Source organism: Sulfitobacter brevis (genome assembly GCF_900112755.1).
GTDB classification, from domain to species: Bacteria; Pseudomonadota; Alphaproteobacteria; order Rhodobacterales; family Rhodobacteraceae; genus Sulfitobacter; species Sulfitobacter brevis.
On record NZ_FOMW01000013.1, the window covers coordinates 20,776 to 46,485 of the forward strand.

The following is a 25,710-nucleotide window of genomic DNA, read 5'->3' on the forward strand; positions in this document are numbered from 1 at the left end:
GACCAACGAGACCGGGGAACCAAATTCCCCGGTCTTTGTTATTCAGCATGAAAGCCTTGCCAACCCGCCGCCACCCGTTCGCCCCTGCGTCGCTTGAGACGGCCCATATTGGCAGCCCACATACGGCTGGATCTTCCGCGTGATCGACGTCGTCCTCGCCCTCTGCGGGATTATCATCCTCAGTGTCGTCACCCTCGACTTTCTCTACACCGCAATTGGTGCCGCCCCCTTCTCGCCCGTGTCAGACCGCGTAGCACATCTGGCATGGCGCCTGCTCCGCTACGGCGTGCCAGAAAGCAAAATCAAACACCGCCTCTCCGGCCCCTTCGTGATGACTGCCATCGCTGTTTCGTGGATTGTGTTGGTTTCGGTCGGCTGGACCCTGCTGTTCCAGCTCTCCCCCTCAGCGGTGCTGATTACGGATACCGAAACGCCCGCCAACTTCGTGCAGGACTTCGCCTTTGTCGGGCATCTGCTCTCCACGCTCGGCGGCGGCCCGTTCGAGACGGAAAGCCCGCTATGGCTGGTGCTCTCGGTGGTGGCAGGGGTAAACGGTATGGTGATCCTGACCCTGTCGGTCAGCTTCGTGCTCTCCACCACGATGACGGTCTCAAGCGGGCGCGCGCTCTTGCTCAAGGCCGCGATGTTCGGCCCTGACGATCCCGAACTGCGCGCGAATGTGCTGCCCGCACTTGCCGATCTGGTGGCTAATCTGAACTCAATGCAATTCGCGCTGTACTACAGTGCCGTCCATCCCAACCAACGCCTGCCTGCAGGTCTTGTAAGACTGGCCGAACAATTACGCAGCCACCCCGACAACATGCGCCGCCTGCGCATCGCCCTGTCGCCACTCCCCGGCTTTGAGGGGGATACAATGACACAGGCAACCGATGCCGCCTTCATCGACCACCTGAAAAACTGGAGCCACGGCTACACACTCTAGCGCCGCAGCCAATTTCATTTGGCAAAATAAACTCAAATCCCGCAGTCAGCAGTGGGTTACTTCCGTGCCTTTTCAAGCGCTGGCAAGAACCGCTGCTCATAATCGCTGCCGACCAAGGGCCCTGCAAAGCGAAACAACACCGTCCCGTCACGCCCGACAATGAAGGTCTCCGGCGGCGCCGTGACACCCCAGTCAATTGCCGTACGCCCCTGCGGATCAAAGCCAACCCCGACAAAAGGGTTCGCCGAATCGCGCAGATACTTAGTGGCGGCGGACTCGGTGTCTTTGAAGTTCACCCCGACAATCGGCACGCCCTGGGCCTGGAGTTCCAGCAGTTTCGGATGCTCCGCACGGCACGGCGGGCACCAGCTGGCCCAGAAATTCACCAGCGTTACTTCCCCCGAGGTCAGCTCGTCAGGTGCCACAGCCGGAAACCCTGCCAAGGCTTTCTCGGGCAAAGCCGGGGCCTGCTGCCCCACCAAGGTGGAGGGCAAGCCATCAGGGTTTTCGCGAAACATCCCGATGGCGGCCAGCGCCACAAATCCCGCGAAAATCAACGGCGGCGCAAGCATTAAGGGTTTAAACCGCATCAACTGTGCCTTTCGTTTCTGCCTCGGCCCGTGCCAGTGCAGCACGCGCCGCACGGCCACGGCGCAGGGTCAGCAGCACCAGCCCCGCCAAAATCACCAATGACACAGCATAGGCCGATAGAACCTCGACCGCATATTTACCCAATTCCGGCACTTAACTCTCCCTGCCTGCCCGCGCCAGCAACGCCGAGGCGCGCCGCAGCCGGATTTCCGTGCCCGTCCGGTAGAGCACCAACGCCAGAAACAGCAGGCCAAACCCCACCATACTCACCACCAGCGGATAAAAGAACACATCGGCCACCGACCGCCCGCCCGTCGCAACCGGCACCGACGTGCCTTGATGCAGCCCTTGATTCCAGAACTTCACCGCATAGCGCGACAGCACTGCAAAGACCGACCCGACAAGGCACAAAACCGATGTAAGGTCTGCCGCTGTGTCAGGATCCTCAACGGCTTCCCAAAGCGCGATGTACCCAAGATAAAACAAAAACAAGATCAGGAAAGAAGTCAGCCGCGGGTCCCAGACCCACCACGTGCCCCACATGGGCTGGCCCCAGATCGCACCGGTTATCAGCGCGATCAGGGTCATCACCACCCCGACGGGCGCTGCCGCCTTGGCCGCCAGCGCGCTGACATGATGGCGACGGATCAACCAGATCAACGACGCCACCAGCATCATGAACCATGCATTGATCGCCATCAGCGCCGCAGGCACGTGCAGATAGATGATCTTGACCGTCGCCCCCTGCCGCGCATCATCAGGGGTCGCAAAGAACCCCCAGAGCAGCCCCACAGCCACGCAAAGCACAGCCGCAGTCCAGATCACCGGTTGCACCCGCGTACTCAGGGCCAAAAACTTGACCGGATTTGCATATTGCCAGATCGACATACCCGTTATCTACCGCCCTCGTTAACAAGCCTCAATGCACAATAAGGTCCCATATCAGCGCAGGCCCATGCGTAACACTGCCGCACTGGCAAAGGGCATCAACGCCACCGTGGCCAGTGTGATCCCCGTCAGCATTGCCAGTGGCGTTGTCGCCTCCATCCCCATGGCCCCGCGCCGCGCGGTTTCAGCCCCGAAAATGAGCGTCGGCACATAGAGCGGCAGCACCAGCAGCGACAACAGCAATCCGCCGCGCTTGATCCCTACCGTAAGCGCCGCACCAAAAGTGCCGATCACCGATAGCGCTGGTGTGCCTGCCAGCAGCGAGGCCGTGAGCCAGCCAAAGCCCGCCAGCGGCAGGTTCAGCAGCACCCCCAAGACTGGCGCAGCCAGCACCAAGGGCAATCCGGTGGTCAGCCAATGTGCCAGCGCTTTAACACTCAGCGCGCCCTCTAGCGGGATCGGCGCGCCGACCAGCAAATCCAATGTGCCGTCCTCAAAGTCCAGCGCCAGCAAGCGATCCAGCGACAGCAGGCAGGCAAGCAGCGCCCCCAGCCAAAGCACCCCTGGTGCAATGGCGGCCAGAAGGCTGCTTTCGGGCCCCACACTGAACGGCACCAGCACCACCACAATCAGAAAAAACGCCAGCGCGAGGCCAAAGCCGCCGCCTGCGCGAAATGCCAATCGTAAATCTCGTGCCAACAGCGCCGTCATAGAAATGCCTCGTCACTTGCGCCAGCCAGCAAGGTTGAGGCGGCGCGAAAGCTGGCGATGTCGAGTGTAGCGGCCTTAAAGCCGAGATCAATATGGGTCGCAATCACAGCCGAGCCGCCCGCTGCCAGATGGGTTTGCAGGGCGGCAGCGAATTGCGCGACGGCAGCGGTATCCAGCGACACTGTGGGCTCGTCCAGCACCCAAACGGGTCGTCCGGTGACCAAGAGCCGCGCCAGTCCCAGACGGCGCTTTTGGCCCGCAGATAGCGTTCCCGCCATCCGCTCCGCCAAGGGCCGCAACGCATAGGCATCCAAGGCGGCGTCGGTCTCCCGCGTGCCAAATATCTCGGCCCAGAACTGTAGATTTTCGGTGACACTGAGCATCGCCTTTAGCCCGTCGGCATGGGCGGCGTAGGCGATCCGCTCCCCTGCGCCGCTGATCTGGCCTGACAGAGCGGGCTGCAATCCTGCAAGCGTGCGTAACAGGGTGGTCTTGCCCGCCCCATTGGGGCCACGCAACACCAGCGCCCGCCCCGCGGGCAATACAAAATGCACCCCAGCCAGCACCGGCACACCGCCCCGCGCAATCGTTAAATTATCAACCCGCAATTCCATGCAACAGCCGTAGCGCAATGCCGCGAGGCGCAAAAGCGTTCATTGCACCCCAAAGCGGGGGCGCTCAGACCGGCAGTACCGCCAAGGCGATGCGCCGTCCCTCGCTCAGCAGCACATTGTAGGTCCGGCAGGCAGCGGGAGAGGACATCGTCTCAACACCGATCTCGCAAGTTTCAAGCTGGTCCCGGAAGTCTTCGGGGATATGGGCGATCTCGGCACCAGTGCCAACGAAGAGCACATCAATCCGGCCCTGCAACCCCATCAGGACTTCGGTGTCAGAAAATCCACCCCAGTTTTGCACCCCGTCCGGCCCTGCGATCACCGCGCCCTGCACCACGGTGCCGCCGATGCGGAAAAAACCCGGCCCGTAGCCTTCGACAGGTTTGGCATCGGTAAAAACCACTTCATTCAGGCGCATGATAACTTATCCTTTCCAGACCGGCAGCCCGACAATAGCCGAAGCCGCGATAACGATATAGGCCACGAGCCGGAAAACCTGCTCGGCCTGCGGATCAAAAAGCCGTGCGCCGATTACGTTGGCGATGATGTTGGGAATGGCAGCCAGGAGCCCCAACAGCGCCACTGGCCAAACCATCAGCCCCCCCAGCCAGAGCACAGGCAGCAGCATCAGATCGATCGCCAGCAGATAGAGCAGGAAGTTGGCCCGCATCACTGCCACCGGCAGCATACTCGCCATATAGAGCATGATCACCGGTGGGCCGGGCATGCCGGCAAATCCGGTCATGAAACCGCCCAAGCCCCCCGTGGCCACCTTAATCTGTGTGGTCAGCGGCCCGCGATAGCGCCAGCCGGAGGCCGTGAGCAGCAGCAGCGTCGCAACAGCCCCCGAGATCACCCAACCAAAGGCGGCGGGGTCCATCAGGCTCAAACACCACACACCAAGCGGCATCATCACCGCAGCCCCGACCAGCAACACCGCCACATCACGCGGCGCACCATCGCGCCAAGCGGCGGGAAGATTTGGCAAGGGGCCGAGCAATTCGGCGAATATCAGAAAAATCAGCGCTTCAATCGGGCTGAGAACCGAGGAAGCGACGGGCATGATGATCATCGCAGATCCAAAACCCGCGAAACCGCGCACCAGCCCCGCAATGAAGACAGTCGCAAATAGCCAGATCAGGCCCTCGTTCTGGAGGGCCTGAACCAGTGCGTCAGGCATCAATATTGGCGTACTGGTTGCCCGCGTTTGCATCGGGCTTGGACCAGTCACGCTTGACGCCAAGATAAAGCACGATGTTTTTCGCGACGAAGACCGAGGAGTAGGTCCCGACGACCACGCCCCATGTGATGGCAAAAACAAAGCCACGGATCACATCACCGCCAAGGATCAATAGGGCGATCAGCGCCAGCAAAGTGGTGCCCGAGGTCATTACCGTCCGGCTCAGAGTCTCATTGACGCTGAGGTTCATCACTTCGCGCAGCGGGCGCTTTTTGTACTTGCGCAGGTTCTCCCGCAGACGGTCAAAAATCACCACCGTATCGTTGATCGAATAGCCGATGATGGTCAGGATCGCCGCTATCACCGGCAGATCAAACCGGATCTGCAGGGCCGAGAAGATACCGATGGTCAGCACCACGTCGTGAAACAGCGCAGCCACAGCGCCGACCGAGAACTGCCATTCGAACCGCAGCCAGATGTAGATCAGGATCGCCCCAAGCGAAGCTGCCACCGCCAGAAACGCGGTCTGGATCAGCTCGCCCGACACTTTCGGGCCGACCGACTCCACGGAGGTGAACTTTATCTCAGGTGCGACCGTTTTCAGGGCTTCCTGAATAGTAGAAATGGTTTCGGGCGTGGCGGCTTCTTCGCCTTCCTGCGCCTGAACGCGGATCATCGCCACATGTTTGTCATCCGCCGAGGTCGGATCGAACACTTCGGAGATCGAGACATCGCCCAAGCCCAAAGGCTCCAGCGCGGCGCGGTAGGTGGCTACATCAACAGCCGTTGCGCTTTCAGTACGCACCGTGGTGCCGCCCCGAAAGTCGATGCCATAGTTGAGACCCATGGTGAACCACACCGCCAGCGACAGCACAATCGCCACGCAGGACAAGCCGAAGGTCAGCTTGGCATAGCCGAAAAAGTCGTAGTTGGTATCGTCAGGAACCAGCTTGAGACGCTTCATGATGTCTACCTTTTATACGGTGAGTTGCTTGGGGCGGCGACGTTCGAACCAGAACACCACCATCAAACGGGTCACGAAATACGCTGTGAAAACCGACGTCACGATGCCCAGTCCCAGCGTCACAGCAAAGCCGCGTACCGGACCGGAGCCCAGCATAAACAGGATCACCGCAATGATAAACGTGGTGATATTGGCGTCCAGAATAGCGCTCAGCGCCTTTTCATAGCCAAGCGATATTGCGCGTGCAGGGCCTTTGGCGGTTTTAAGTTCTTCGCGGATACGCTCAAAAATTAGCACGTTGGCATCAACGGCCATACCAACGGTCAGCACGATCCCTGCAATACCCGGCAGGGTCAGCGTGGCCCCGATCAGGCTCAGCAAGCCAAAGATCAGCCCGACGTTGATGATAAGCGCGATATTGGCGAAAAAGCCGAACAGGCCGTAGCTGGCGAACATGAACAGCAAAACAGCAGCGAAGGCGACGGTGGTGGCGATCTTGCCAGCGTCGATGCTGTCTTGGCCAAGCTCCGGCCCGATGGTGCGTTCTTCGACAAACGTCAAACCCGCAGGCAAGGCCCCTGCCCGCAGCAGAACCGCGAGATTGGTTGATTCCTCGACCGAGAAATTACCGGTGATAATCCCCGACCCGCCCGGAATATGGCTCTGGATGGTCGGCGCGCTGATGACTTCGTTGTCGAGCACGATGGCAAAGGGGGAGCCGATGTTTTCAGCCGTGTAATTGCCAAATTTGCGCGCGCCGGTGGTGTCGAACCGGAAGCTGACCGCAGGGCGGCCGTTCTGGTCAAAGCTCGGCTGCGCATCGACCAGCTCTTCTCCGGTAACCACAGGGGCCGCTTCGAGCGTGTAAAAAACGCCGCTCTCGTCGGTCGAAGGCAACAGAAGGTTGCCGATACCGGGGTTGTCATTGCCGTTCGAGCCACGGCTGACGACGGGGTTGAAGGTCAGCTGCGCGGTGGTGCCGATGATCGCCTTCAACTCGGTCGCCGAGCCGATTCCGGGCACCTGAATGAGAATGCGGTCAGTGCCTTGCCGTTGGATCGTCGGCTCGCGGGTGCCGACCTCGTCGATCCGGCGGCGGATGATCTCAAGGCTTTGCTGCATCGTGCGCTCGTCGGTCGCCTGCATTTCGGCATCCGAGAGCGTGATCGTGATCAGCCCGTCATCGCCCGACACCACAATATCGTTAGAGCCTGCGCCGCTCAGCGTGGTGACCTGACGCGCAAGACCGCGCACGGTCTCCATCGCTTCGGCCATTTTGGTCGGATCGTTCAAACGGACCCGCAACTCGCCCGCAGGCGATTCCTGCCGCCGCACCGGCGTCAGACTGCGCAGGGCATCGCGAACTTCTGGCCAAGTGGCCTCCATCCGGCTGGCATAAACGTCAGCGACATTAACTTCGGCGAGCAGATGCGCACCGCCGCGCAGATCAAGGCCAAGATTGACCAGACCCGACGGCATCCACTCGGGCCAGAGCGCAAGCTGCGTCTCAAGCTCGGGCGTGGCGCCGGATTTTTCAATCGCGGCTGCAGCGTCGTTATGCTGCTCTACGGGGCCGTAAAATGCGTTGGGCAGGGCAAGCCAAAGGCCGACCGCACAGGTAAGTGCGATCAGCAACCGCTTCCACAGAGAGATTTGAAGCATCGGTGCGCCTTCTTATGGTGCGGAGGTCAGATTAAATCGCCCAAAAGCGGCGATTATTTCGCCGGTTCGGTCTTGGACACGACTGTGGCGATGGTCGACTGAATGACGCGAACCTTCACGCCGTCGGCGATTTCGACTTCAAGCTCGCCGTCTTCCTTGACCTTGACCACCTTGCCGATGATCCCGCCCTGCGTGACCACCTGATCGCCACGGCGCAGGCCTGCAACCATTGCCTGATGTTGCTTGACCTTCTTTTGCTGGGGCCGGATCAAGAGGAAATACATGATCCCGAAGATCAGGATAAGCGGCACGAATTGCTGGATGCCTTCCATGGGGGTGGTCCTTTTTGTTGGTCGACGGGCCGGGCGGGCCTGTCGCGAATTTGGCCGGAACCTAAGCGCGGCGGGTCTTGTGTGCAAGATGGAAAGGGCGATCTGTGATTTGCAGCGGATTGGCGGCGGGCAAAGTGCGCCAGCCCTACCCCAACGCCACAGTTTGAGGCATAAGGCGGGCCAAGCGACTCAACCAGCCAAGGACCGACCCCATGCATGACATCCGCGCGATCCGCGAGACCCCCGCCGCCTTTGACGCCGCACTGGCCCGCCGGGGCGATGACGCGATCTCCGCGCAAGTGTTGAAACTGGACGGGGAACGCCGCGCCAAGATCGCCGCTGCCGAAGACGCGCAGGCCGAGCAGAACCGCGCCAGCAAGGAAGTCGGTGCCGCCAAGGCCAAGGGGGACGACGCCGAATTCGAGCGCCTTCGCGCGCTTGTCGGCGAAAAGAAAGCCGAAGTCGCCGCTCTGCAGGCCGAGGCCAAGGATCTGGACGCGCAACTGACCGACATGTTGGCGCGTATCCCCAACTCCCCCGCCGAAGATGTCCCAGACGGCAAGGACGAGAGCGAGAACGTCGAGGTGAAAGTTTGGGGCGAGAAGCCCAGCTTTGATTTCACGCCTAAAGAGCACTACGAGATTGCCGGCGTTGCGCCCAATATGGACTTTGAGACCGCCGCCAAGACCTCGGGCGCGCGGTTTGTGATGCTGCGCGGCGCGGTTGCCCGTGTGCACCGTGCTTTGGCGCAGTTCATGGTCGATACCCACGTCGATGAAAACGGCCTGACCGAGATCAACAGCCCCGTCATGGTCCGTGATGAGGCGATGTATGGCACCGACAAGCTGCCGAAATTCGGCGAAGACAGCTATCAGACCACCAATGGCTTCTGGCTGGTCCCGACCTCCGAAGTGCCGCTGACCTATTCTGTGGCAGGCGATGTGCTCGACGCCAGCGCCCTGCCGATCCGGCTGACCTCGCATACCCTGTGCTTCCGCTCCGAGGCAGGCAGCGCGGGCCGTGATACCGCAGGCATGCTGCGCCAGCACCAGTTCGAAAAGGTCGAGATGGTTTCTATTACCCACCCCGACGAGAGCGACGCCGAGCAAAAGCGGATGCTGGGCTGCGCCGAGGGTATTCTGGAACGGTTGGGCATCGCCTACCGCACGGTCATCCTGTGCACCGGCGACATGGGCTTTGGCGCGCGCCGCACCTATGACATCGAGGCTTGGGTGCCGGGGCAGAACACCTACCGCGAGATTTCGTCGGTCTCCACCACGGGTGATTTCCAAGCCCGCCGGATGAACGCCCGCTTCCGCCCTGCCGATGGCGGCAAGCCGCAGTTTGTCCATACGCTCAATGGCTCTGGCCTTGCGGTCGGGCGCTGCCTGATCGCAGTGCTGGAGAATGGCCAGCAAGCCGATGGCTCGGTCAAGCTGCCAGAGGTGCTGGCCCCCTATCTGGGCGGCAAGACAGTTCTGGGCGCGGATGGCGCGCTGGCTTAAGCCGGTAAGCGCGACTTGATCGCCTTGACACTGAAACGTTTGAAGGCCTCGCAGCAATGTGGGGCCTTTTGCTTTGAGGGCGCGCGTACTCTTGCGCACCACTTGCAGCAGATGGCCTGTTGTAAATCAAGGCTGCCCCACTAGAGTCAGAGCCGAGGCGGGCGCGACCCACTGACCTCACCAAATACGTCAACTGCCGAGAGGACCCGCCGCATGTCCACCACCCGTCGTCCTTTTGTTGCGATCTTGTGCTTCTTGCTAAGTCTAACCTTCGCTGCTTCGCCCCTGTTCGTCCCAAGCTTTGGCGGCTTTGATCCCAACCAGTTCCCTGTGCCGCAATCAAACCCGCCTGTTCAGCCCGCCGGATGGGCTTTTGCGATTTGGGGCGTCATTTACGGTTGGCTGATCTTGGGGCTGGGCTGGGGCCTGCTGCGGGCGCGCCGTGATGCGCAATGGCACGACATGCGGGTGCCACTCAGCCTGTCGCTGGCTTTGGGAACCGGATGGCTGGCCGTTGCCGTGCTGTCGCCAGTCTGGGCCGCGGTGCTGATCTGGCTGATGCTGGCCGCCGCCCTTGCGGCCCTGTTTCTCGCTCCCGTAAACGACGCCGCCTTTGCGGCTTGGCCGGTGGGGCTTTATGCTGGATGGCTCAGCGCCGCATCCTGTGTATCGCTCGGCTTGCTGGCTGCGGGCTACGGCTATCTCGACCAGATCACTGCCGCATATGTCTTTGTCGGGCTGGCGATTTTCATCGGAACCTGTGTCCAAGCCGCCATGGGGCGCGCGCCGACCTATGGCTTGGCAGTGATCTGGGCCCTAGCCGCCGTCGCTTTCGCCAATTGGGACAGTGAACGCAACATCGCCTATTTCGCAGTGACGGGAGCGGTGATCGTTCTGCTGCCCACCTTGCATGCCTTCCGCAAACGCTGAGGCAGATACCATCCTCCAAACCAAGAAAAAGGCCGGAAACTTTCAAAGCTTCCGGCCTGTTGGTCAATCCTTGCGGCGACCGTCTGTGTGTTTGCGCAGCTTTGAAGGCGGTGCTTTTTTGCGACCTTTATAGGGATTTGAATCGTTCTGACCGCGCATCCACAGGCGGATCGGCGTGCCGGGCATGTCAAAGTCGACCCGCAAGCCGTTGACAAGATAGCGGTTATAGCTCTCCGGCACCTTGTCGGGATGGCTACACATCACCACAAAACCCGGCGGACGGGTTTTTGCTTGGGTCATATAGCGCAGCTTGATCCGCTTGCCCTGTGGTGCTGGGGGCGGATGCGCCTCCATCATGCCCGCGAGCCAGCGGTTCAATTGCGCGGTGGTGACCCGGCGGTTCCACACGTCATAGGCCCGCATGATCGCGTCATGCAGCCGGTCAACGCCGCGCCCTGTTTTGGCCGAGACGGTGATCAGAGGTGCGCCGCGCAACTGCGGCAGCAAACGCTCAAAGCTTTCTTTCAGCTCTTTCAGTTTGGCCTGACGGTCGGTCTCGATGTCCCATTTGTTCACGGCCACAACGACCGCACGGCCTTCACGCTCCGCAAGGTCAGCAATGCGCAAATCCTGCTGTTCGAACGGAATTTCCGCATCGAGCAAGACCACAACGACTTCGGCAAACTTAACCGCACGCAGGCCATCCGAGACACTGAGCTTTTCGAGTTTTTCCTGAATCTTGGCTTTCTTGCGCATGCCTGCGGTATCGAAAATCCGCATTGGCACTGCCACGCCATCAGACCCGACCCAATCGGTCATCAGGGAGATCGCGTCACGGGTGATGCCCGCTTCGGGGCCGGTGAGCAGCCGGTCTTCGCCAACGATCTGGTTGATCAGCGTCGATTTACCCGCATTGGGGCGCCCGACCACAGCCACCTGCAAAGGCTTGGACCGGGTTGGCACCGGAACAGCGGTCTCGTCGCCCTCCTCGGCCTCTTCTTCGGTCAGATCGACATCGGTTTCCGGCGCATCGGTCATCGCGCGCTCAGCAAAGCCGTCCGAGATCGGCATCAGATGGGTGTAAAGATCATTGAGACCTTCGCCATGTTCGGCGGAAAGGCGGATCGGCTCGCCCAGACCCAGCGAATAGGCTTCGATCACGCCTGCATCAGCAGCAGCACCCTCGGCCTTGTTCGCGGCAAGGATCACATGCGCGGATTTTTTGCGCAAAATCTCGGCAAAGACCAGATCGGTCGGCGTCACACCGGTACGGGCGTCGATCATGAACAGACAAACATCCGCCATATCCACGGCACGTTCGGTCAGGCGGCGCATCCGGCCTTGCAAACTGTCGTCGGTGACTTCCTCAAGTCCGGCGGTGTCGATCACCGTGAACCTCAGGTCCGCAAGACGCGCGGCACCTTCGCGCAAGTCGCGCGTCACGCCGGGTTGGTCATCGACCAACGCCAGACGTTTGCCTACAAGGCGGTTAAAAAGTGTGGATTTGCCCACATTCGGGCGTCCCACAATAGCGAGTGTAAATGACATAGCAGCTCCGGGCCGATACCGTCGGCCTGTTCAATACTGCGCCTTAGACCAATTCTGCCTCAGCGGAAAGCCAGCAATTTACCCTTGGTCGAAACGACATACAGTGTACCGCCCGCAACGACAGGCGCAGTCGTTGCTCCGTCAGGGATTGGCACCTGCCCGACAAGCGCGCCGTTGGTCGGGTCAAAACTGCGCAAAACACCATCGTTAGAGGCGACAATGACCCGCCCACCGGCGATGATCGGGCCGTAATTGCCGTAGACTTCGCTTTGGCGTTTGGGCTTTTGCTTGACGAAATTCGGCAGGGGTACGCCCCAGATCCGGCTGCCGTCACTAGCGTCCAGACGCAACAATTCGTTCAGATCGCTCAGCGCGAAGACAGAATCACCTGCAGGCCAAACCGGACCGATGGCCCCGTCACGCGCCGTCCACAAGCGTTCGCCGCTATCGACATTCATTGCGCCCAAGCGGCCCGACTGGTTGCCGACAAAAACGCGGTCCCCCGAGATGACCGGTGCGCTGGTGATATCCGAAACGCTCGACATCGCGCGGCCGGGGCGGCGGCCCACGACTGACGTGCTCCAGCGCGGCACGCCGCCCTGGCGGAACAGGGCCTGGACCTCGCCCGACCCGAAGCCGAAGATCGCAAACTGGTTGCTGACCGCCGGTGCCGGTGCGCCAAGGACGTTGTTGATGCTGGTGCTGGCGCCGGTTTGCCACTCGATACGTCCATCGGACTTGCGCAGTGCCCAACCGGTGCTGTCACCAGCGGTGAGGTAGACCAGATCGCCCGCCACTGTGGGCGTGCCCGATCCGGTGGCGTCAAGCTCTTGGGTCCAGCGCACACCGCCTGTGGCGGTATCGAGTGCTGCCAGAATACCATAGCCGATCGAGACATAAAGCGTGCTGCCATCTACCGCGAGACCGCCGCCTGTACCCTCGCCCTCACGGTCGGTCGGAGGGGTCAGATCGCGGCTCCAGACGGTGCCGCCGTTGGTCGAGGTCGCGGTGACCTTGGCACCGGAATCAAGGGTATAGATCAGCCCGTTCGCCACCACCGGATCGGCGGTGATGCGCAGCTTGCGGCTGTCGCCATTGCCGATATCGGCAGACCACGCGAGTTGCGGATTGGCCCGCAGCGCCGGATGGCTGACGCGGTATTGCGGGGTGCCGATGGCATGGGTCCATGCCGCGTTGGTGACCGCCGCAGGCAGCGCAAGGGCGCGCGCTGTATTGGTCGCATTGTTGTCCACCAGCGGCTCGGCCAGTGCGGGGTCCTGAAGCACGCTGCGCACATCTTCGCGCAGGCCGGGCAGATAGGTTTGCTTCTCGGCACAGGCCGCGAGGATCAGCACCCCCGACACAAGACCTGCGGTCATGCCTCTCGACAGAATGCGCGTCTGCTTCATCATGGTGCTGCTCATCTCTTTATTGTTCCGCCCCAAAACCATTGGGCCCAAAGCCGTCAGGCCGATGCGTCAGTTGCCCGCTGTGGTCGAAGTTTCGCCCAGCGACGCGGCGGCTCCGTCCATCTCGGGTTCCCCACCCAAGGCCACAATCACCTGTAGTGCGCGTTGTTGCAAGTCCGAGGTCGCCTCGGCGTCCGACAGGATCGCCTGATAGCGGGACATTGCCGCTTCGGTGTCGCCGGTTTCGATGTCAATCAGCGCCATCTGCTCGGAGGCCAGCAACCGCAACGGGTTGCCGGGGGCAGCCATCGCCTCAAGCGCCTGACGCCGCTCGCTTGCGGGGGTTTCCTTGCCTTGCAGGGCCAGCGCCTTGAACTGGGCGAGTTGGCGGTAGATCATCGGCACTTCGGGGTTCACGGCCAAGGCATCCAAGGTCTGCACGGCGGCATCTTTGTCACCAGCTTCAACCTGCTCGGCAGCGGTCATCAGTTTCAGCACTGATTCCGATGCGGGCGTTGACGGCGTAACATTGGCGAGCGCGGTGGCACGTGCGGCGCTGTCGTCATTGCTGATCGCGGCCAGCATCGCGTCGCCCAAAGCTTCGGCAGTGGCGCGGTCTTGGGCCTTGCGATATTCTACAAAGGCCGCCCCGCCAACCAAAACCAGCACCGCGACAATCGCGATCCAGCCATAGCGGCGCAAAAATGCGTAAAAACGGTCACGACGGACCTCTTCATTCACTTCGTCGATAAAGCTGTCGGAATTGCTCAAAGAACCCGCCCCCGTGCGTAAATTTTGACCCTCTTACCGCGCAGGGCGGAGCAAGCCAAGTGCTTGCTGCAGATCATCGGCATAGGCCTTGTTTCAGCAATGCGACACAGGTGATATTATAATTATGTTCTGAACTGGTCGGTTCAGTTGACTTGCGTTAAAGAGAGGCTGCTGTCTGCGGGCGCGCTGCATCGCAGAATAAGCAGGGTGAGGGTCCAAACATGCGTCTATTCTCTATTCTGGCGGCGGTGCTCGTGACGGTCGTGCTTGGCATGTCCATTCTGGCACGCCCGCAGCTAAAGGCGCTTTTAGGTCTGTCATCCCCCGTCCCTGCTGCGGAACAAAGCGTCGGCAACACTGCTAGCGCAGCGAATGACGCTGGTGCCACGCCGGAAACGCTCGTTAAAGTCATGGTTGAACGGTTCACAGCCCAGCAGATAGACAGCGCGGTAATCGTGCGCGGCCAGACCGCCGCAACGCGGCAGGTCGATATGCGCTCGGAAACCTCCGCCGTTGTTCAATCAGAGCCATTGCGCAAAGGCACTATCATCGCAGCCGGAGACCCCTTGTGTGTGCTCGATCCCGGCATCCGCAGCGCCGCCCAAGACGAAGCCCGTGCGCGGCTGAGCGAAGCGGAATCGCGCGTACCCGAAGCGCAGGCCCGCGTCGAAGAGGCCAGCGCCGCCTTGGATGAAGCGCTGATCAACCAAAAAGCTGCCGCACGTCTGATACAAGACGGTTTCGCCACCCAAACCCGCGTCGCCGCCACCGATGCCGCCGTCGCCGCTGCCAAAGCGGGCGTCTCCTCGGCCACGGCAGGGCTGAACGCGGCGCGCTCAGGCATTCAGGCCGCAACCGCGTCGGTCGCCAGCGCTGAAAAAGAGATCGAACGTCTGACCATCAAAGCGCCCTTTGACGGGATCTTGGAGGTCGATACCGCCGAACTGGGCAGTTTGCTGCAACCGGGCGCGCTTTGCGCCACTATCTTGCAACTGGACCCGATCAAGCTGGTCGGCTTTGTGCCGGAAACCGAAGTAAACCGTGTCAGTCTGGGCGCGATGGCCGGTGCCCGTCTGGCAACTGCTGGGGAAAATCTGCACGGCAAAGTGTCGTTCATCTCCAACGCGGCCGATCCCGCCACCCGTACCTTTCGCGTCGAGATCGAGATCCCCAACCCTGACCGCGCCATCCGAGACGGGCAGACCGTTGAAATCGCGATCTCTTCCGCAGGGGTGAAGGCACACTTGATCCCCCAATCAGCGCTGACATTGAACGACGAGGGCAACCTCGGCGCGCGGCTGGTCGACGACGCCTCGGTGGTTGTCTTCGCGCCGGTGCAGGTGATGCGCGACACTGCCGAAGGGGTCTGGGTCACCGGTCTGCCAGAAACGGCGAATGTGATCGTGTTGGGCCATGAATACGTCACCGCAGGTGTGACCGTGGCCCCGACATGGCGGGAGCTGAGCCAGTGAGCGGCATCGTCACATGGGCCGCCTCGCGGGCGCGGATGGTCATGGCCTTTATCCTGCTGAGCCTCGTGGTCGGCGGCTATGCCTATTCCACCTTACCCAAAGAGGGCGAGCCCGATATCGAAATCCCCGCGCTATTTGTCTCGGTCCCGTTTCCGGGCATTTCCGCGGCTGATAGCGAAACCCTGCTGGTTAAACCGATGGAGACCGAGCTTTCGGACCTTGACGGGCTGAAAACCATGTCGGCAACGGCAGCGGAAAATTACGCCGGTGTGGCGCTAGAGTTCGAATTTGGCTGGGACAAGACCAAGATCATGGCCGATGTGCGCGACGCCATGTCGACGGCAGAAGCGAAATTCCCCGCCGGCGCGGAGAAATACAGCATCAAGGAGATTAACTTCTCCGAATTTCCGATCATCATTGTGAACCTTACCGGCCCCGTGCCGGAGCGCACGATGGCGCGGGTGGCCCGTGATCTGCAAGACGACCTTGAAGGTCTCGATGCGGTGCTGGAGGCCGGGCTTGCTGGCGACCGCGACGAGATGGTCGAGGTGCTGATCGACCCGCTGCGGCTGGAGGCCTATAACGTCACAGCGGGCGAACTGATCAACACGGTGCAAAACAACAACCTGCTGATCGCGGCAGGCGAGGTCGAAACCGCGCAAGGCACCTTTGCGGTAAAAATCCCTTCCTCGTTTTCCGAGCCGCGCGATGTGTACAACCTGCCGGTCAAAACCAATGGCGACCGCGTGGTAACGCTCGGTGATCTGGCTGAAATCAATCTGACTTTCGAAGACCGCCTTGGCACCGCGCGGTTTAACGGCGAAAAAACGCTGGCGCTACAGGTGGTTAAACGCAAAGGGTATAACCTGATCGACACCGCCTCCTTAGTAAAGCAGATCGTGGCCGAACGCTCCGCCGAATGGCCCGAAGGTCTGCGCGCCGCTGTCACTGTGGGCACCTCGAACGACCAAAGCCGGATCGTTGACAGTATGGTGCAACAGTTGCTCGGCTCGGTCTTTACCGCCGTGGCACTGGTGATGATTGTGGTGCTGGCCGCCCTTGGCATCCGCGCCGCCTTGCTGGTCGGTTTCGCGATCCCGACCTCATTCCTGTTGTGCTTCGCCTTTCTGGCGCTGATGGGCATTTCGGTGTCCAACATTGTCATGTTCGGTCTTATTCTGGCTGTCGGTATGTTGGTTGACGGGGCGATTGTGGTGGTGGAATACGCCGATGCCCGCCAGCAAGAAGGCGTGGGCCCGATGCACGCCTATGTCGAAGCAGCGCAGCGCATGTTCTGGCCGATCATCTCTTCCACCGCGACCACACTCTGCGCCTTTTTACCAATGCTGTTCTGGCCCGGCGTGCCGGGGCAGTTCATGGGCATGCTGCCCGTCACGCTGATCTTCGTGCTCTCGGCCTCGCTGGTCGTGGCGCTGGTTTATCTGCCTGTGATGGGTGGCGTGACCGGACGTCTGGAGCGTTGGATGGCCGACAAGATGCACGCCATTGCGGGGCTGCGCTGGTACCTGCATCTGGCGCTGTTTCCGCTGGCCTTTGCTATGGCGCTGCCGATGCTCTCCCTGATGGCCCCGCCTGCGCCGGGGGCCTCAGGTGCTCTCTTTGGCTGGATGGGCGCGCGTTTCGCCGCGATGGACAGCAGCCAGACCCTCTCGGTAGTGGCGACTTTCGCGACAGTCTTTGGCCTTGTGGTTTTGGGTGCCTTGGCGCTCGCGCTGGCGCTTGCTGGCGCGATGCTGGCCCTGCTGTCGGTCTTTTCGCTGGCCACCCGTGTTGGTCGCGGTGGCCGCTGGCTGACCTCGAAGCTCTTCCGCCGCGCACCGGACCGCATCCATGCCGGATACCGCCGCAACGGCTTTGGTCGCGCAATCGGCTTCATCGCGGGCAACCCGGTGATGCCTTTGGTGGTAATCGGCGTGGTTTTCGTTTTCGTCGGCACTACGATGACTTATTTTGGCAACAATTCCAAAGGCGTGGAGTTCTTTGTTGAGTCCGAGCCGGAACAGGCGATCGTCTATGTTCTGGCGCGCGGCAACCTCAGCCTCGACGAAAAAGACACCCTCTTGCAGCAAGCCGAACAGATTGTGCTGTCCCATCCCGGTGTTCAAACAGCGTTCTCGTTTGCAGGCGAAGGCGGGCTCGACAGCAACACCGGCGGCGCGCAGACGCCAAAGGATTCCATCGGCCAGATCCAGCTAGAGACCATCCCTTGGGAGGATCGCCCCAATCTGTCGAAACTCTTGTTTACCGTCCCCTTCCTCGGCATTGATATCACCCGCGAAACCCAAGATCCGGCCTTTGATGGCAACGTCATCATCGCCGAACTCACCGAGGCGCTGGAACAAATTCCCGGCATCCGCATCGAAGTGCTGGCCGCCGCAATGGGTCCTGCCTCCGCCAAGCCCGTGCACCTGCGCCTGAAATCCGACAGTTTCCCCGATCTGGTCGCCGCCACCGCGCAGGCCCGCGCGAAGTTTGAGGCGACCCCAGGCCTGACCCTCATCGAAGACACCCGCCCCCTGCCCGGTATCGATTGGCAGATCGACGTGGATGTCGCCCAGGCAGGCCGCTACGGCGCTGATGTGCTGACCGTGGGCGCCATGGTGCAGCTGGTCACCCGTGGCCTTTTGCTTGATACCATGCGCGTCGACAGTTCGGACGAAGAGATCGAAATCCGCGTTCGCTTGCCCGAGCAGGACCGCGTGCTCTCGACCCTCGATACCCTCAAAGTTCGCACCGCTGACGGCTTGATCCCGCTGTCAAATTTCATCACCCGCACCCCCGTCCCAAAACTGGCAGAGATCAACCGCGTCGATCAAAAACGCTTTCTCGATATCCGTGCCGGAGTAGCGCCTAATTTGGTCAAGCTGGTGCGCGGCGACGAAGGTGCGGCGGAAACACTCGCCACCCTGCGCCCCGCAGCCGAGGACGCCGACCTGACCGCACGCGACGGCACAGGCTACCGCGTGATTGACCGCACCGCTGAAGCCTCTGGCACCGATCTGCAAGCCGCCCTGCGCGATGGCACCCTGCGCATGGTCCCTGTCACCGCCAACGAGCGGATCGCCGAGCTGACGACATGGCTCGAAACCGCGCCGCTACCTCTGGGTACAACTTTTGGATGGACTGGCGATCAGGAAGATCAGGCCGAAAGCCAAGCCTTCCTGTCATCGGCCTTTACCGCCGCACTGGGGCTGATGTTCATCATCCTGCTGGCGCAGTTCAACTCGTTCTACAACGCCACGCTGGTCTTGCTGGCTGTAGTGCTCTCCACCACGGGTGTCCTAATCGGCATGCTGGTGATGGATCAAACCTTCTCCATCATCATGACCGGCACTGGCATCGTCGCGCTTGCAGGGATCGTGGTAAACAACAACATCATTCTGATAGATACCTATCAGGAATATGAACGTTACATGCCGCGGATCGAGGCAATCATCCGCACCGCCCAAGCCCGCATCCGCCCTGTGCTGCTCACCACCATCACTACGATGGCAGGGCTAGCACCGATGATGTTCGGCCTGAGTGTGAATTTCGCCGATGGCGGCTATACCATCGACAGCCCGACAGCGCTGTGGTGGAAGCAACTGGCCACTGCGGTGGTCTTTGGCCTCGGTATTGCCACTGTGCTCACGCTGGTCGTGACCCCGTCCATGCTCGCCATCCGCGTCTGGGCCACCACCTATATCCGCTGGGTCGCGCGGCTGTTGGCTAAATTGTCTCTGGGCCGTGCCAGCAGCGCCGCCCGCGACTGGGCGCTGATGCGCGACGCCCGCCGCCGCACCACAAACGAGATCATCTGGGACGATGGCACAGCGTCCCCGGCGACCCGCCACCTCCTCCCGCCGCATCGGGCAAAGTTGAAGGCCGCCGAGTAGGATTGCTCAAGCAGATGTGACCGTTTCCGCCGCATAGCCCCCTCGCCCCAACGCCGCATCGCTCTAGCTAAGGTTGATACTCTCAACTGAACTAGGAGCGATACTCATGATCCGCCAAACCCTGCTTGCCGCAACAGCCGTTGCCGCTCTGGCCCTCCCGGCAACTGCCGCTGAACTGATCCACAAGACCAGCCCGCATTCGGTGCCCGAAACCATTGACCGTCTCACCGCTGCGGTTGAAGCCGCAGGCGCCACAGTCTTTGCCCGCGTCGATCACGCCGAAGGGGCCACGAAGGCCGATATGGAATTGCGCCCTACTGAGCTTTTGATCTTCGGCAACCCCAAGCTTGGCACGCCGCCGATGCAAGATGCCCAAACCGCTGGCCTTGACCTGCCAATGCGGGTGCTGGCCTATGCCGATGCTGAAGGTGTGGTGCATGTCACCTATCATGACCCTGCAACGTTGGCCGAGACCCACGGATTGCCATCTGACGCGCCCTACCTCGAGAAAATCACCGGTGCGCTCGACAAGCTCACCAGCAAAGCAATCGCCGAAGACTAACCTACTTCTCTTTGACTAAAAATAATCTGGGGGAGGCTGGAGGCAAAGCCCACCGTCTTAGCCTCCCCCAACAGAAATCAGTCGTCCGTATCTTCCGCCTGCTGACGCAACCACAACTGGGCATAGCGCCCACCCGCGGCCAACAGGACATCATGGCTGCCCTGCTCGACAATTTCGCCCTTCTCTAGCACCACGATCCGGTCGGCGTCCGCGACAGTGCTCAGACGGTGCGCGATTGTCAGAACGGTCCGTCCCTGTCCGGCGCGGCGCAATGCATCCTGAATTTCATGCTCGGTCTCGGAATCCAGCGCACTGGTTGCCTCATCCAGCAACAGGATCGGCGGATTTTTCAGCAAGGTGCGGGCGATTCCGACGCGTTGCTTTTCACCGCCTGATAGCTTCAAGCCGCGCTCGCCCACTGCCGTGTCATAGCCCTGCGGCAGGCTCGTGATGAAATCATGGATCTGCGCGTCACGCGCCGCTGCTTCAACTTCGGCTTGGGTGGCCCCGTCCCGCCCGTAGGCGATGTTATAGCCGATGGTATCATTAAACAGCACCGTATCTTGCGGCACCACGCCGATGGATTTGTGCAAGCTCAACTGCGTGACATCGCGGATATCCTGCCCGTCGATCTTCAAAGCACCGCCCGCCACATCGTAAAACCGGAACAACAGCCGCCCGATGGTCGATTTACCCGATCCGGTCGAGCCGACAATCGCGACGGTTTCCCCCGGTAACGCCTCAAGGCTGATCCCTTTAAGGATCGTGCGGTCAGTGTCATAGCCAAAGGTCACGTTTTCCAGCGATACCCGCCCGCCGGTGACCTTCAAGTCAGGCGCATCCGGTTTATCGGTAATCTCGGCCGGTTGTTCGAGAAGCCCGAACATTTGCCCCATATCCACCAAAGCCTGCCGGATTTCGCGGTAGACCGTACCGAGAAAATTCAGGGGCACGGTAATCTGGATCATATAGGCGTTCACCATGACAAAATCACCGACCGTGAGGTTGCCGTTCTGCACGCCGATAGCCGCCATCACCATCACGCCGATCAAGCCTGCCGTGATGATCAAAGCTTGACCGAAGTTCAGGAATGCCAGCGAATAGTTGGTCTTGATTGCAGCCTCTTCGTAGCCTGCCATGGCCACATCATACCGCGCCGCCTCGCGCGCCTCGGCCCCGAAATACTTGACTGTTTCATAGTTCAGCAGACTGTCGATCGCCTTTTGATTGGCATCGGTGTCCTGGTCGTTCATCTGACGGCGCAGCCGTACCCGCCATTCGGTCACCGCGAAGGTAAACCAGACATAAAGCCCGATGGTGATCGCGACGACCACCAGATACCAGACATCGAACAGCACGGTCAGGATGATCCCGACCAGCAAAAGCTCGAGGATCAGCGGCCCAATCGAGAACAACAAGAAGCGCAGAAGGAAATCGACACCCTTGACTCCGCGCTCGATAATCCGGCTCAGCCCGCCGGTCTTGCGGGTGATGTGATACCGCATCGAAAGCCGGTGAATGTGGTTGAAGGTCTCCAGCGCCAGCATCCGCAACGCCCGCTGCCCGACCCGCGCGAAAACCGCATCGCGCAACTGTTGAAACCCGTTGCCCATCAGCCGCGCCATGCCGTAAGCGACGGTCAAACCTACCGCCCCCAGCGCCAGCATCGGCACGCCCTCGCCCGACAGCATATCGACAGCGCCTTTATACAGCACTGGCGTGGCCACGGTGATCAGCTTGGACACCAGCAAGGCGATCATCGCCCAGACCACCCGTTTTTTCACCCATGGCATGTCAGCGGGCCAGAGATAGGGCGCCACCTTGCGCAACACTGTCAGGCCCGACTGGCGCTCGGCTGCATCGGCAAGCTCTTCGTCTGTCAGGATTTTGGGCACTTTGTTGGGGGTCGCGGCGGCAGGAGAAGTATCAGCGGGCATAAAAAGTCCATTCCGGTTTTGCCACTACATAAGGGCTGCCCGAACGACTTGCCACCAAAACCCCGCGCCGCGGCTCCCCCAGCGGCAATTACCGTTATTTCGGCAGGTCGAAAACCTGCCCGGGGTAGATTAGATCGGGATTGCGGATCTCGCTTTGGTTGGCTTTAAAAACCCGTACATAAAGCATCCCGTCGCCGTAACGGTCCCGCGCAATCGCCCACAGCGTATGGCCTTTTTGCACGGTGATGGATTTGACCGCGCCGTCCTGACCCGCTGCTGCAGCAGCAAGGACTTCGGGGGACTCCCGCTTGAAGGGCGTCTCCACGCGACTGCTGACCGAGCCATCGGCGCTGACCTCGTCGACGCGCAGCGTATAGATCCCTTCATCCACCTCCGGCAAATCGCCCCGCCAGCGCCCCGCTTCATCGACAGGCAGGCTGACGACGGCGTTATTATTGAGGTATATGCGGATCGAGCTTGTGGCAGGCTGCGCGCGTCCGGCCAATTGGACCTCGCCCGCGTCGGAATAGCTGATCGTATCCAGTGCTACGCTCGACATCACCTCCGGTTTTGGCACGTTCAACAGCTCGACCCCCTCAGGGGTGGACTTGAGCACGGCGACTTCGGTTGATGCGGTTTCGACCGCGTCGGACGCGGCGGCGGATGCTGTATCCGGCTCGGAGGCTGAGTTTCCCTCCGCCGTTTCGGGATTCTCTGTCTCTGCGGGTGCTCCAGTCTCTGAGGAGTGCTCCGGTTCTGCGTCCTGCGCTGATGGCGTCTCGCCGCTCTGAACTGATGCGATTATTTCCGGTTGGGGCGCAGGTTGAGGCACCGCAGGATCAGCCGCACCCGCTGCCACAGTGGTGCTTGTCTCCGGCCCTTGGGCATCGGCGGTCGTCGCAGTTGAGACAGCCCCCTGCGCAGCGGTCTCGGCCTTCTCGACAACCTTCAACACGGCCTCGGCGACGGCCTGATCGACCGTCATCTCGCCCGATGGCGAAGATGGCACAGGGTCCGTCGCGGCTTCGGCTACCGTGGCAGGTGCCTCGGTCGGGGCCAACACGATCTGATCCTCCGAGAGGATCTTGCTGTTGCCCAATGATTGCAAAAGCGACAGCACATGGCCCTGCCCGTCTGGTGGCACCATCGCAAGAGCCGCAAACTTGCCGCTCCCATCCGCCGAAGTAACAGCAATGTCCCGACCATCTTGCAGCACGGTCACCGTGGCCCCGGGTGAGGCACGGCCTGCGATGACGATCAACCCATCCTCTTCGCGCCGCACCTCGTCAAAAGCAGGGGCGATAGGCGCGGCGGCCGTGAGAGGCACGGCTTCGGTAGACCTGCTCTCGGGATCAGATGCCGCCTGCGCGTCCTCAGTCGGGACAGCCGTATCAACTTCTTGGGATTGAACACTCGGCGTCGCTTCCTTGGGCTCCCCAATCGCAATTGGTCCCGCCTCCGGCGCAACGACAGGCCGCACAGCCGCACTGATCTCGGCCCCTGACGCAGGTACCGTGGTGCCACTATCGGGCGAAGTTTGCGCCGCAGTGGTCGGGGTGGATCCGCGCTGGTTCACATAAAGCAACGCCACGACAATGACAGCCGCAGCGAAACCGCCAGCCGCTAAGGCTCCTGCGGTCCCGGCTTTGCCAGACCAAATTTTGCTCATGCACGTCCATCCCTTGGTTGAGCCTTGCCAGCGCGCGGGCTAACAGGGGTCAAAAGCCGGTTTACCCTACCGCGTGCCGGCAATTCCACAACCCGAAGGATACTATTATGATCGTCAAATCCGTCTGTGTGTATTGTGGGTCACGGCCCGGCGACGACGCGGCTTATGTTAAGGATGCGACGCTACTGGGCACCGGGCTTGCAAAGGGCGGCTACCGGCTAGTGTACGGCGCGGGCGACGTCGGGCTAATGGGAAGCGTCGCACGGGCCGCTCAAGCGGCAGAGGGCAATACATTCGGCGTGATCCCAAAGCATCTGGTGGATTGGGAAGTCGGCAAGACCGACCTGACCCGCTACATCATAACCGAAACCATGCACGAGCGCAAAAAAGTGATGTTCATGAACTGTGATGCCGTGGTGGTTTTACCCGGCGGCGCGGGTTCGCTTGATGAGTTGTTCGAAGTGTTGACATGGCGCCAGTTGGGCCTGCATGAAAAACCGGTATTTCTAGTAAATACAAATCATTACTGGGCGCCTTTAATGACGTTGCTGGACCATATCGTTACTAAAGGTTTCGCGGATGAGAGCCTGCTAGGCTATCTGGAGCTTGTCCCCGATGCACAGGCAGCACTTGGAGCGCTACAAAAGACGTTTCAGTCTGTCTAAGATAGTAATCCGGCGTGATTTATGGACCACGCCGGAGGGAAAGTCAGGCCTTGCTCAATTCTTTAGCGACGATCTTTTCAATCTCGTTTAACGGATGATTGGTCAGGGTTTTTGGCACCTCGCCAATGACCTTGTTGGTCACTTCCTGATGCAGCTGCTGGCGCAACTCGCCCAAAGTGTTCGGCGGCGCGACCAGAACAATGCTGTCGAATTTACCGCTGTGCGCCTGCTTGTACAAAATATCAGCCAGATCGCTGGCAAAGCGGTCCTTGGCCAACTCGTGCCAATCGGTGTCGTCCACTGCTGACCTATGACCAGATGGGCCGTCACTTACACGACCGGGACGGTTGGCCGCCTGCTCGCGGTTCGGCGGATTGTCCTGCTCCTCGCGGCGAACAACCTCCAGAAAAGGGTCTTCACCATCAGTGCGGTTCTCCAAGAACAGAGCTTTCTCGCCGTCTGCTATCAATACCCATGTGCCATTTTTCAATGCTGTCATCTAAGTTCTCCCAGATTTCGTGTGGTCCGACGTGGCGCAACGCTGCACGCCGACGGGTCTGGGAGGTCAACGTCTCGGGTCGTCAGAGGTTCCATAAAGCAAACGCCCCGCAGAATTAACTACGGGGCGTAAGGCATTATAGAACAATATATTTACGCTAAAACACGTCACCCCGGGAGTTCACTTAGCCTACAGGCGAGTTGTAGACGTAATTGGCTGCAAGGGCGCGTTAGATCACATGCGTGACGCGACATTTTCCCAGTTTACCAGCTTGTCGAGGAAGTTGGTCAGGTAGTCGGGACGCGCATTGCGGAAATCAATGTAGTAGGAATGCTCCCACACATCGCAACCTAGCAGTGTGGTCTGGCCAAAGCACACAGGGTTCACGCCGTTCTCGGTTTTGGTGACCTTCAGGCCACCGTCGGTGTCTTTCACCAACCAAGCCCAGCCCGAACCGAACTGGCCCGCGCCTGCAGCTTTGAACTCGTCTTTGAATTTGTCGACGGAACCAAAGCTGTCGGTGATCGCTTTTTCCAGCTCGGACGGCATCGTGCTGTCGTCAGGGCTCATCATTTCCCAGAACTGGTTGTGATTCCACAGCTGGCTGATGTTGTTGAAAATGCCGTTTTGCGCCACGGCCTTGGGATCATAGGTACCTTTGATGATCTCTTCGAGGGATTTACCCTCCCACTCGGTGCCCTCAATGGCCTTGTTACCATTGGTCACATAGGCATTGTGGTGCTTATCGTGGTGATATTCCAGCGTCTCTTTGGACATGCCTTTGCCGGCCAGAGCGTCGTGGGAATAGGGAAGATCGGGAAGTTGAAAAGCCATCGGATGGGCCTCCTCATTTTCAAATTACGTCGAGGGCCACTTGAAGTGTTCAGCGCCCCTTCGTCAAGGTCAACGCGTGCAACCCTTGCTTGTTCCGACTAGTCGGCGGGCAAAAGCCGGGGGTGGCA

The 25,710-nt window shown here is 60.6% G+C and carries 24 protein-coding genes; 7 read left to right on the forward strand and 17 right to left on the reverse strand.

Annotated elements, in window-relative coordinates; all coding sequences use genetic code 11:
- The first annotated feature begins 139 nt into the window (after nt 1-139).
- Entirely contained in the window at nt 140-943 is an 804-nt protein-coding gene (locus tag BM174_RS16240; protein ID WP_093924916.1) for a hypothetical protein, read from the forward strand.
- A 56-nt stretch (nt 944-999) separates the two neighbouring features.
- On the opposite strand, the gene BM174_RS16245 is transcribed toward BM174_RS16240, so the two are convergent.
- The 10 genes from BM174_RS16245 to yajC form a co-directional block, all read right to left on the reverse strand.
- A complete protein-coding gene (locus tag BM174_RS16245) occupies nt 1,000-1,515 on the reverse strand; it encodes a DsbE family thiol:disulfide interchange protein (RefSeq protein WP_093924969.1) in 516 nt (171 codons plus the stop codon).
- A gap of 7 nt (nt 1,516-1,522) precedes the next feature.
- Nucleotides 1,523-1,687, reverse strand: coding sequence for a heme exporter protein CcmD (gene ccmD, locus BM174_RS16250; protein WP_093924917.1), 165 nt, complete (start codon nt 1,685-1,687; stop codon nt 1,523-1,525).
- Complete coding sequence (locus BM174_RS16255; RefSeq protein WP_093924918.1) at nt 1,688-2,422, reverse strand: heme ABC transporter permease; 735 nt, start codon at nt 2,420-2,422, stop codon at nt 1,688-1,690.
- Nucleotides 2,423-2,476: 54 nt separating this feature from the next.
- The gene (gene ccmB / locus BM174_RS16260; RefSeq protein WP_093924919.1) at nt 2,477-3,133 is read right to left on the reverse strand and encodes a heme exporter protein CcmB; all 657 of its coding nucleotides are present in this window, start codon (nt 3,131-3,133) and stop codon (nt 2,477-2,479) included.
- A complete protein-coding gene (gene ccmA / locus BM174_RS16265; RefSeq protein WP_093924920.1) occupies nt 3,130-3,747 on the reverse strand; it encodes a heme ABC exporter ATP-binding protein CcmA in 618 nt (205 codons plus the stop codon). Before ccmA ends, ccmB begins: the two co-directional genes overlap by 4 nt.
- A 64-nt stretch (nt 3,748-3,811) precedes the next feature.
- Complete coding sequence (locus tag BM174_RS16270) at nt 3,812-4,165, reverse strand: Mth938-like domain-containing protein (RefSeq protein ID WP_093924921.1); 354 nt, start codon at nt 4,163-4,165, stop codon at nt 3,812-3,814.
- A 6-nt stretch (nt 4,166-4,171) separates the two neighbouring features.
- The gene (locus BM174_RS16275) at nt 4,172-4,927 is read right to left on the reverse strand and encodes a sulfite exporter TauE/SafE family protein (protein WP_093924922.1); all 756 of its coding nucleotides are present in this window, start codon (nt 4,925-4,927) and stop codon (nt 4,172-4,174) included.
- On the reverse strand, nt 4,920-5,891 hold the full coding sequence (gene secF / locus BM174_RS16280; RefSeq protein ID WP_093924923.1) for a protein translocase subunit SecF: 972 nt from the start codon (nt 5,889-5,891) through the stop codon (nt 4,920-4,922). Before secF ends, BM174_RS16275 begins: the two co-directional genes overlap by 8 nt.
- Nucleotides 5,892-5,903: 12 nt before the next feature.
- Complete coding sequence (secD, locus tag BM174_RS16285; protein WP_093924924.1) at nt 5,904-7,553, reverse strand: protein translocase subunit SecD; 1,650 nt, start codon at nt 7,551-7,553, stop codon at nt 5,904-5,906.
- A 53-nt stretch (nt 7,554-7,606) separates the two neighbouring features.
- The gene (gene yajC / locus BM174_RS16290) at nt 7,607-7,885 is read right to left on the reverse strand and encodes a preprotein translocase subunit YajC (RefSeq protein ID WP_093924925.1); all 279 of its coding nucleotides are present in this window, start codon (nt 7,883-7,885) and stop codon (nt 7,607-7,609) included.
- A 212-nt stretch (nt 7,886-8,097) separates the two neighbouring features.
- Here yajC and serS point away from each other — a divergent pair, with 212 nt between their 5' ends.
- Nucleotides 8,098-9,390, forward strand: a complete 1,293-nt coding sequence (gene serS, locus BM174_RS16295; RefSeq protein WP_093924926.1) for a serine--tRNA ligase — start codon at nt 8,098-8,100, stop codon at nt 9,388-9,390.
- A 213-nt stretch (nt 9,391-9,603) separates the two neighbouring features.
- Complete coding sequence (locus BM174_RS16300) at nt 9,604-10,320, forward strand: tryptophan-rich sensory protein (RefSeq protein ID WP_093924927.1); 717 nt, start codon at nt 9,604-9,606, stop codon at nt 10,318-10,320.
- Between the two features lie 63 nt (nt 10,321-10,383).
- Here the strand turns inward: BM174_RS16300 and der are convergent, their stop codons facing one another.
- The 3 genes from der to BM174_RS16315 form a co-directional block, all read right to left on the reverse strand.
- Nucleotides 10,384-11,868 (reverse strand): ribosome biogenesis GTPase Der, encoded by a 1,485-nt coding sequence (der, locus tag BM174_RS16305; RefSeq protein ID WP_093924928.1) that lies wholly within the window; start codon nt 11,866-11,868, stop codon nt 10,384-10,386.
- Between the two features lie 59 nt (nt 11,869-11,927).
- Nucleotides 11,928-13,280, reverse strand: a complete 1,353-nt coding sequence (locus BM174_RS16310; RefSeq protein WP_245766405.1) for a PQQ-like beta-propeller repeat protein — start codon at nt 13,278-13,280, stop codon at nt 11,928-11,930.
- 66 nt (nt 13,281-13,346) lie between these two features.
- Nucleotides 13,347-14,048, reverse strand: coding sequence for a hypothetical protein (locus BM174_RS16315; protein WP_093924929.1), 702 nt, complete (start codon nt 14,046-14,048; stop codon nt 13,347-13,349).
- Nucleotides 14,049-14,269: 221 nt separating this feature from the next.
- Between BM174_RS16315 and BM174_RS16320 the strand changes: the two genes are divergently transcribed.
- From BM174_RS16320 to BM174_RS16330, 3 genes are all read left to right on the forward strand, one after another.
- A complete protein-coding gene (locus tag BM174_RS16320; protein ID WP_093924930.1) occupies nt 14,270-15,520 on the forward strand; it encodes an efflux RND transporter periplasmic adaptor subunit in 1,251 nt (416 codons plus the stop codon).
- Nucleotides 15,517-19,416 (forward strand): efflux RND transporter permease subunit, encoded by a 3,900-nt coding sequence (locus BM174_RS16325; protein WP_093924971.1) that lies wholly within the window; start codon nt 15,517-15,519, stop codon nt 19,414-19,416. Before BM174_RS16320 ends, BM174_RS16325 begins: the two co-directional genes overlap by 4 nt.
- A gap of 106 nt (nt 19,417-19,522) precedes the next feature.
- A complete protein-coding gene (locus BM174_RS16330; protein WP_093924931.1) occupies nt 19,523-19,978 on the forward strand; it encodes a DUF302 domain-containing protein in 456 nt (151 codons plus the stop codon).
- A gap of 77 nt (nt 19,979-20,055) precedes the next feature.
- Here BM174_RS16330 and BM174_RS16335 read toward each other — a convergent pair whose 3' ends face one another.
- Both BM174_RS16335 and BM174_RS16340 read right to left on the reverse strand, forming a co-directional pair.
- The gene (locus tag BM174_RS16335; RefSeq protein WP_093924932.1) at nt 20,056-21,915 is read right to left on the reverse strand and encodes an ABCB family ABC transporter ATP-binding protein/permease; all 1,860 of its coding nucleotides are present in this window, start codon (nt 21,913-21,915) and stop codon (nt 20,056-20,058) included.
- Between the two features lie 94 nt (nt 21,916-22,009).
- Entirely contained in the window at nt 22,010-23,584 is a 1,575-nt protein-coding gene (locus BM174_RS16340; RefSeq protein WP_093924933.1) for a LysM peptidoglycan-binding domain-containing protein, read from the reverse strand.
- Between the two features lie 107 nt (nt 23,585-23,691).
- On the opposite strand from BM174_RS16340, the gene BM174_RS16345 reads away from it, so the two are divergent.
- Entirely contained in the window at nt 23,692-24,249 is a 558-nt protein-coding gene (locus BM174_RS16345) for an LOG family protein (RefSeq protein WP_093924934.1), read from the forward strand.
- A gap of 43 nt (nt 24,250-24,292) precedes the next feature.
- On the opposite strand, the gene BM174_RS16350 is transcribed toward BM174_RS16345, so the two are convergent.
- Both BM174_RS16350 and BM174_RS16355 read right to left on the reverse strand, forming a co-directional pair.
- On the reverse strand, nt 24,293-24,748 hold the full coding sequence (locus BM174_RS16350; RefSeq protein WP_093924935.1) for a host attachment family protein: 456 nt from the start codon (nt 24,746-24,748) through the stop codon (nt 24,293-24,295).
- Between the two features lie 234 nt (nt 24,749-24,982).
- A complete protein-coding gene (locus BM174_RS16355) occupies nt 24,983-25,582 on the reverse strand; it encodes a superoxide dismutase (RefSeq protein ID WP_093924936.1) in 600 nt (199 codons plus the stop codon).
- Nucleotides 25,583-25,710: the final 128 nt, after the last annotated feature.

Coding starts and splice junctions, on each gene's coding strand:
- ccmA (WP_093924920.1), bottom strand. CDS start 3,747: ATGGAATTGCGGGTTGATAATTTAACGATTGCGCGGGGCGGTGTGCCG.
- yajC (WP_093924925.1), bottom strand. CDS start 7,885: ATGGAAGGCATCCAGCAATTCGTGCCGCTTATCCTGATCTTCGGGATC.
- BM174_RS16245 (WP_093924969.1), bottom strand. CDS start 1,515: ATGCTTGCGCCGCCGTTGATTTTCGCGGGATTTGTGGCGCTGGCCGCC.
- BM174_RS16350 (WP_093924935.1), bottom strand. CDS start 24,748: ATGACAGCATTGAAAAATGGCACATGGGTATTGATAGCAGACGGCGAG.
- BM174_RS16355 (WP_093924936.1), bottom strand. CDS start 25,582: ATGGCTTTTCAACTTCCCGATCTTCCCTATTCCCACGACGCTCTGGCC.
- BM174_RS16255 (WP_093924918.1), bottom strand. CDS start 2,422: ATGTCGATCTGGCAATATGCAAATCCGGTCAAGTTTTTGGCCCTGAGT.
- secF (WP_093924923.1), bottom strand. CDS start 5,891: ATGAAGCGTCTCAAGCTGGTTCCTGACGATACCAACTACGACTTTTTC.
- BM174_RS16345 (WP_093924934.1), top strand. CDS start 23,692: ATGATCGTCAAATCCGTCTGTGTGTATTGTGGGTCACGGCCCGGCGAC.
- BM174_RS16310 (WP_245766405.1), bottom strand. CDS start 13,280: ATGATGAAGCAGACGCGCATTCTGTCGAGAGGCATGACCGCAGGTCTT.
- BM174_RS16335 (WP_093924932.1), bottom strand. CDS start 21,915: ATGCCCGCTGATACTTCTCCTGCCGCCGCGACCCCCAACAAAGTGCCC.
- serS (WP_093924926.1), top strand. CDS start 8,098: ATGCATGACATCCGCGCGATCCGCGAGACCCCCGCCGCCTTTGACGCC.
- BM174_RS16270 (WP_093924921.1), bottom strand. CDS start 4,165: ATGCGCCTGAATGAAGTGGTTTTTACCGATGCCAAACCTGTCGAAGGC.
- secD (WP_093924924.1), bottom strand. CDS start 7,553: ATGCTTCAAATCTCTCTGTGGAAGCGGTTGCTGATCGCACTTACCTGT.
- BM174_RS16340 (WP_093924933.1), bottom strand. CDS start 23,584: ATGAGCAAAATTTGGTCTGGCAAAGCCGGGACCGCAGGAGCCTTAGCG.
- BM174_RS16300 (WP_093924927.1), top strand. CDS start 9,604: ATGTCCACCACCCGTCGTCCTTTTGTTGCGATCTTGTGCTTCTTGCTA.
- BM174_RS16275 (WP_093924922.1), bottom strand. CDS start 4,927: ATGCCTGACGCACTGGTTCAGGCCCTCCAGAACGAGGGCCTGATCTGG.
- ccmB (WP_093924919.1), bottom strand. CDS start 3,133: ATGACGGCGCTGTTGGCACGAGATTTACGATTGGCATTTCGCGCAGGC.
- BM174_RS16320 (WP_093924930.1), top strand. CDS start 14,270: ATGCGTCTATTCTCTATTCTGGCGGCGGTGCTCGTGACGGTCGTGCTT.
- der (WP_093924928.1), bottom strand. CDS start 11,868: ATGTCATTTACACTCGCTATTGTGGGACGCCCGAATGTGGGCAAATCC.
- BM174_RS16330 (WP_093924931.1), top strand. CDS start 19,523: ATGATCCGCCAAACCCTGCTTGCCGCAACAGCCGTTGCCGCTCTGGCC.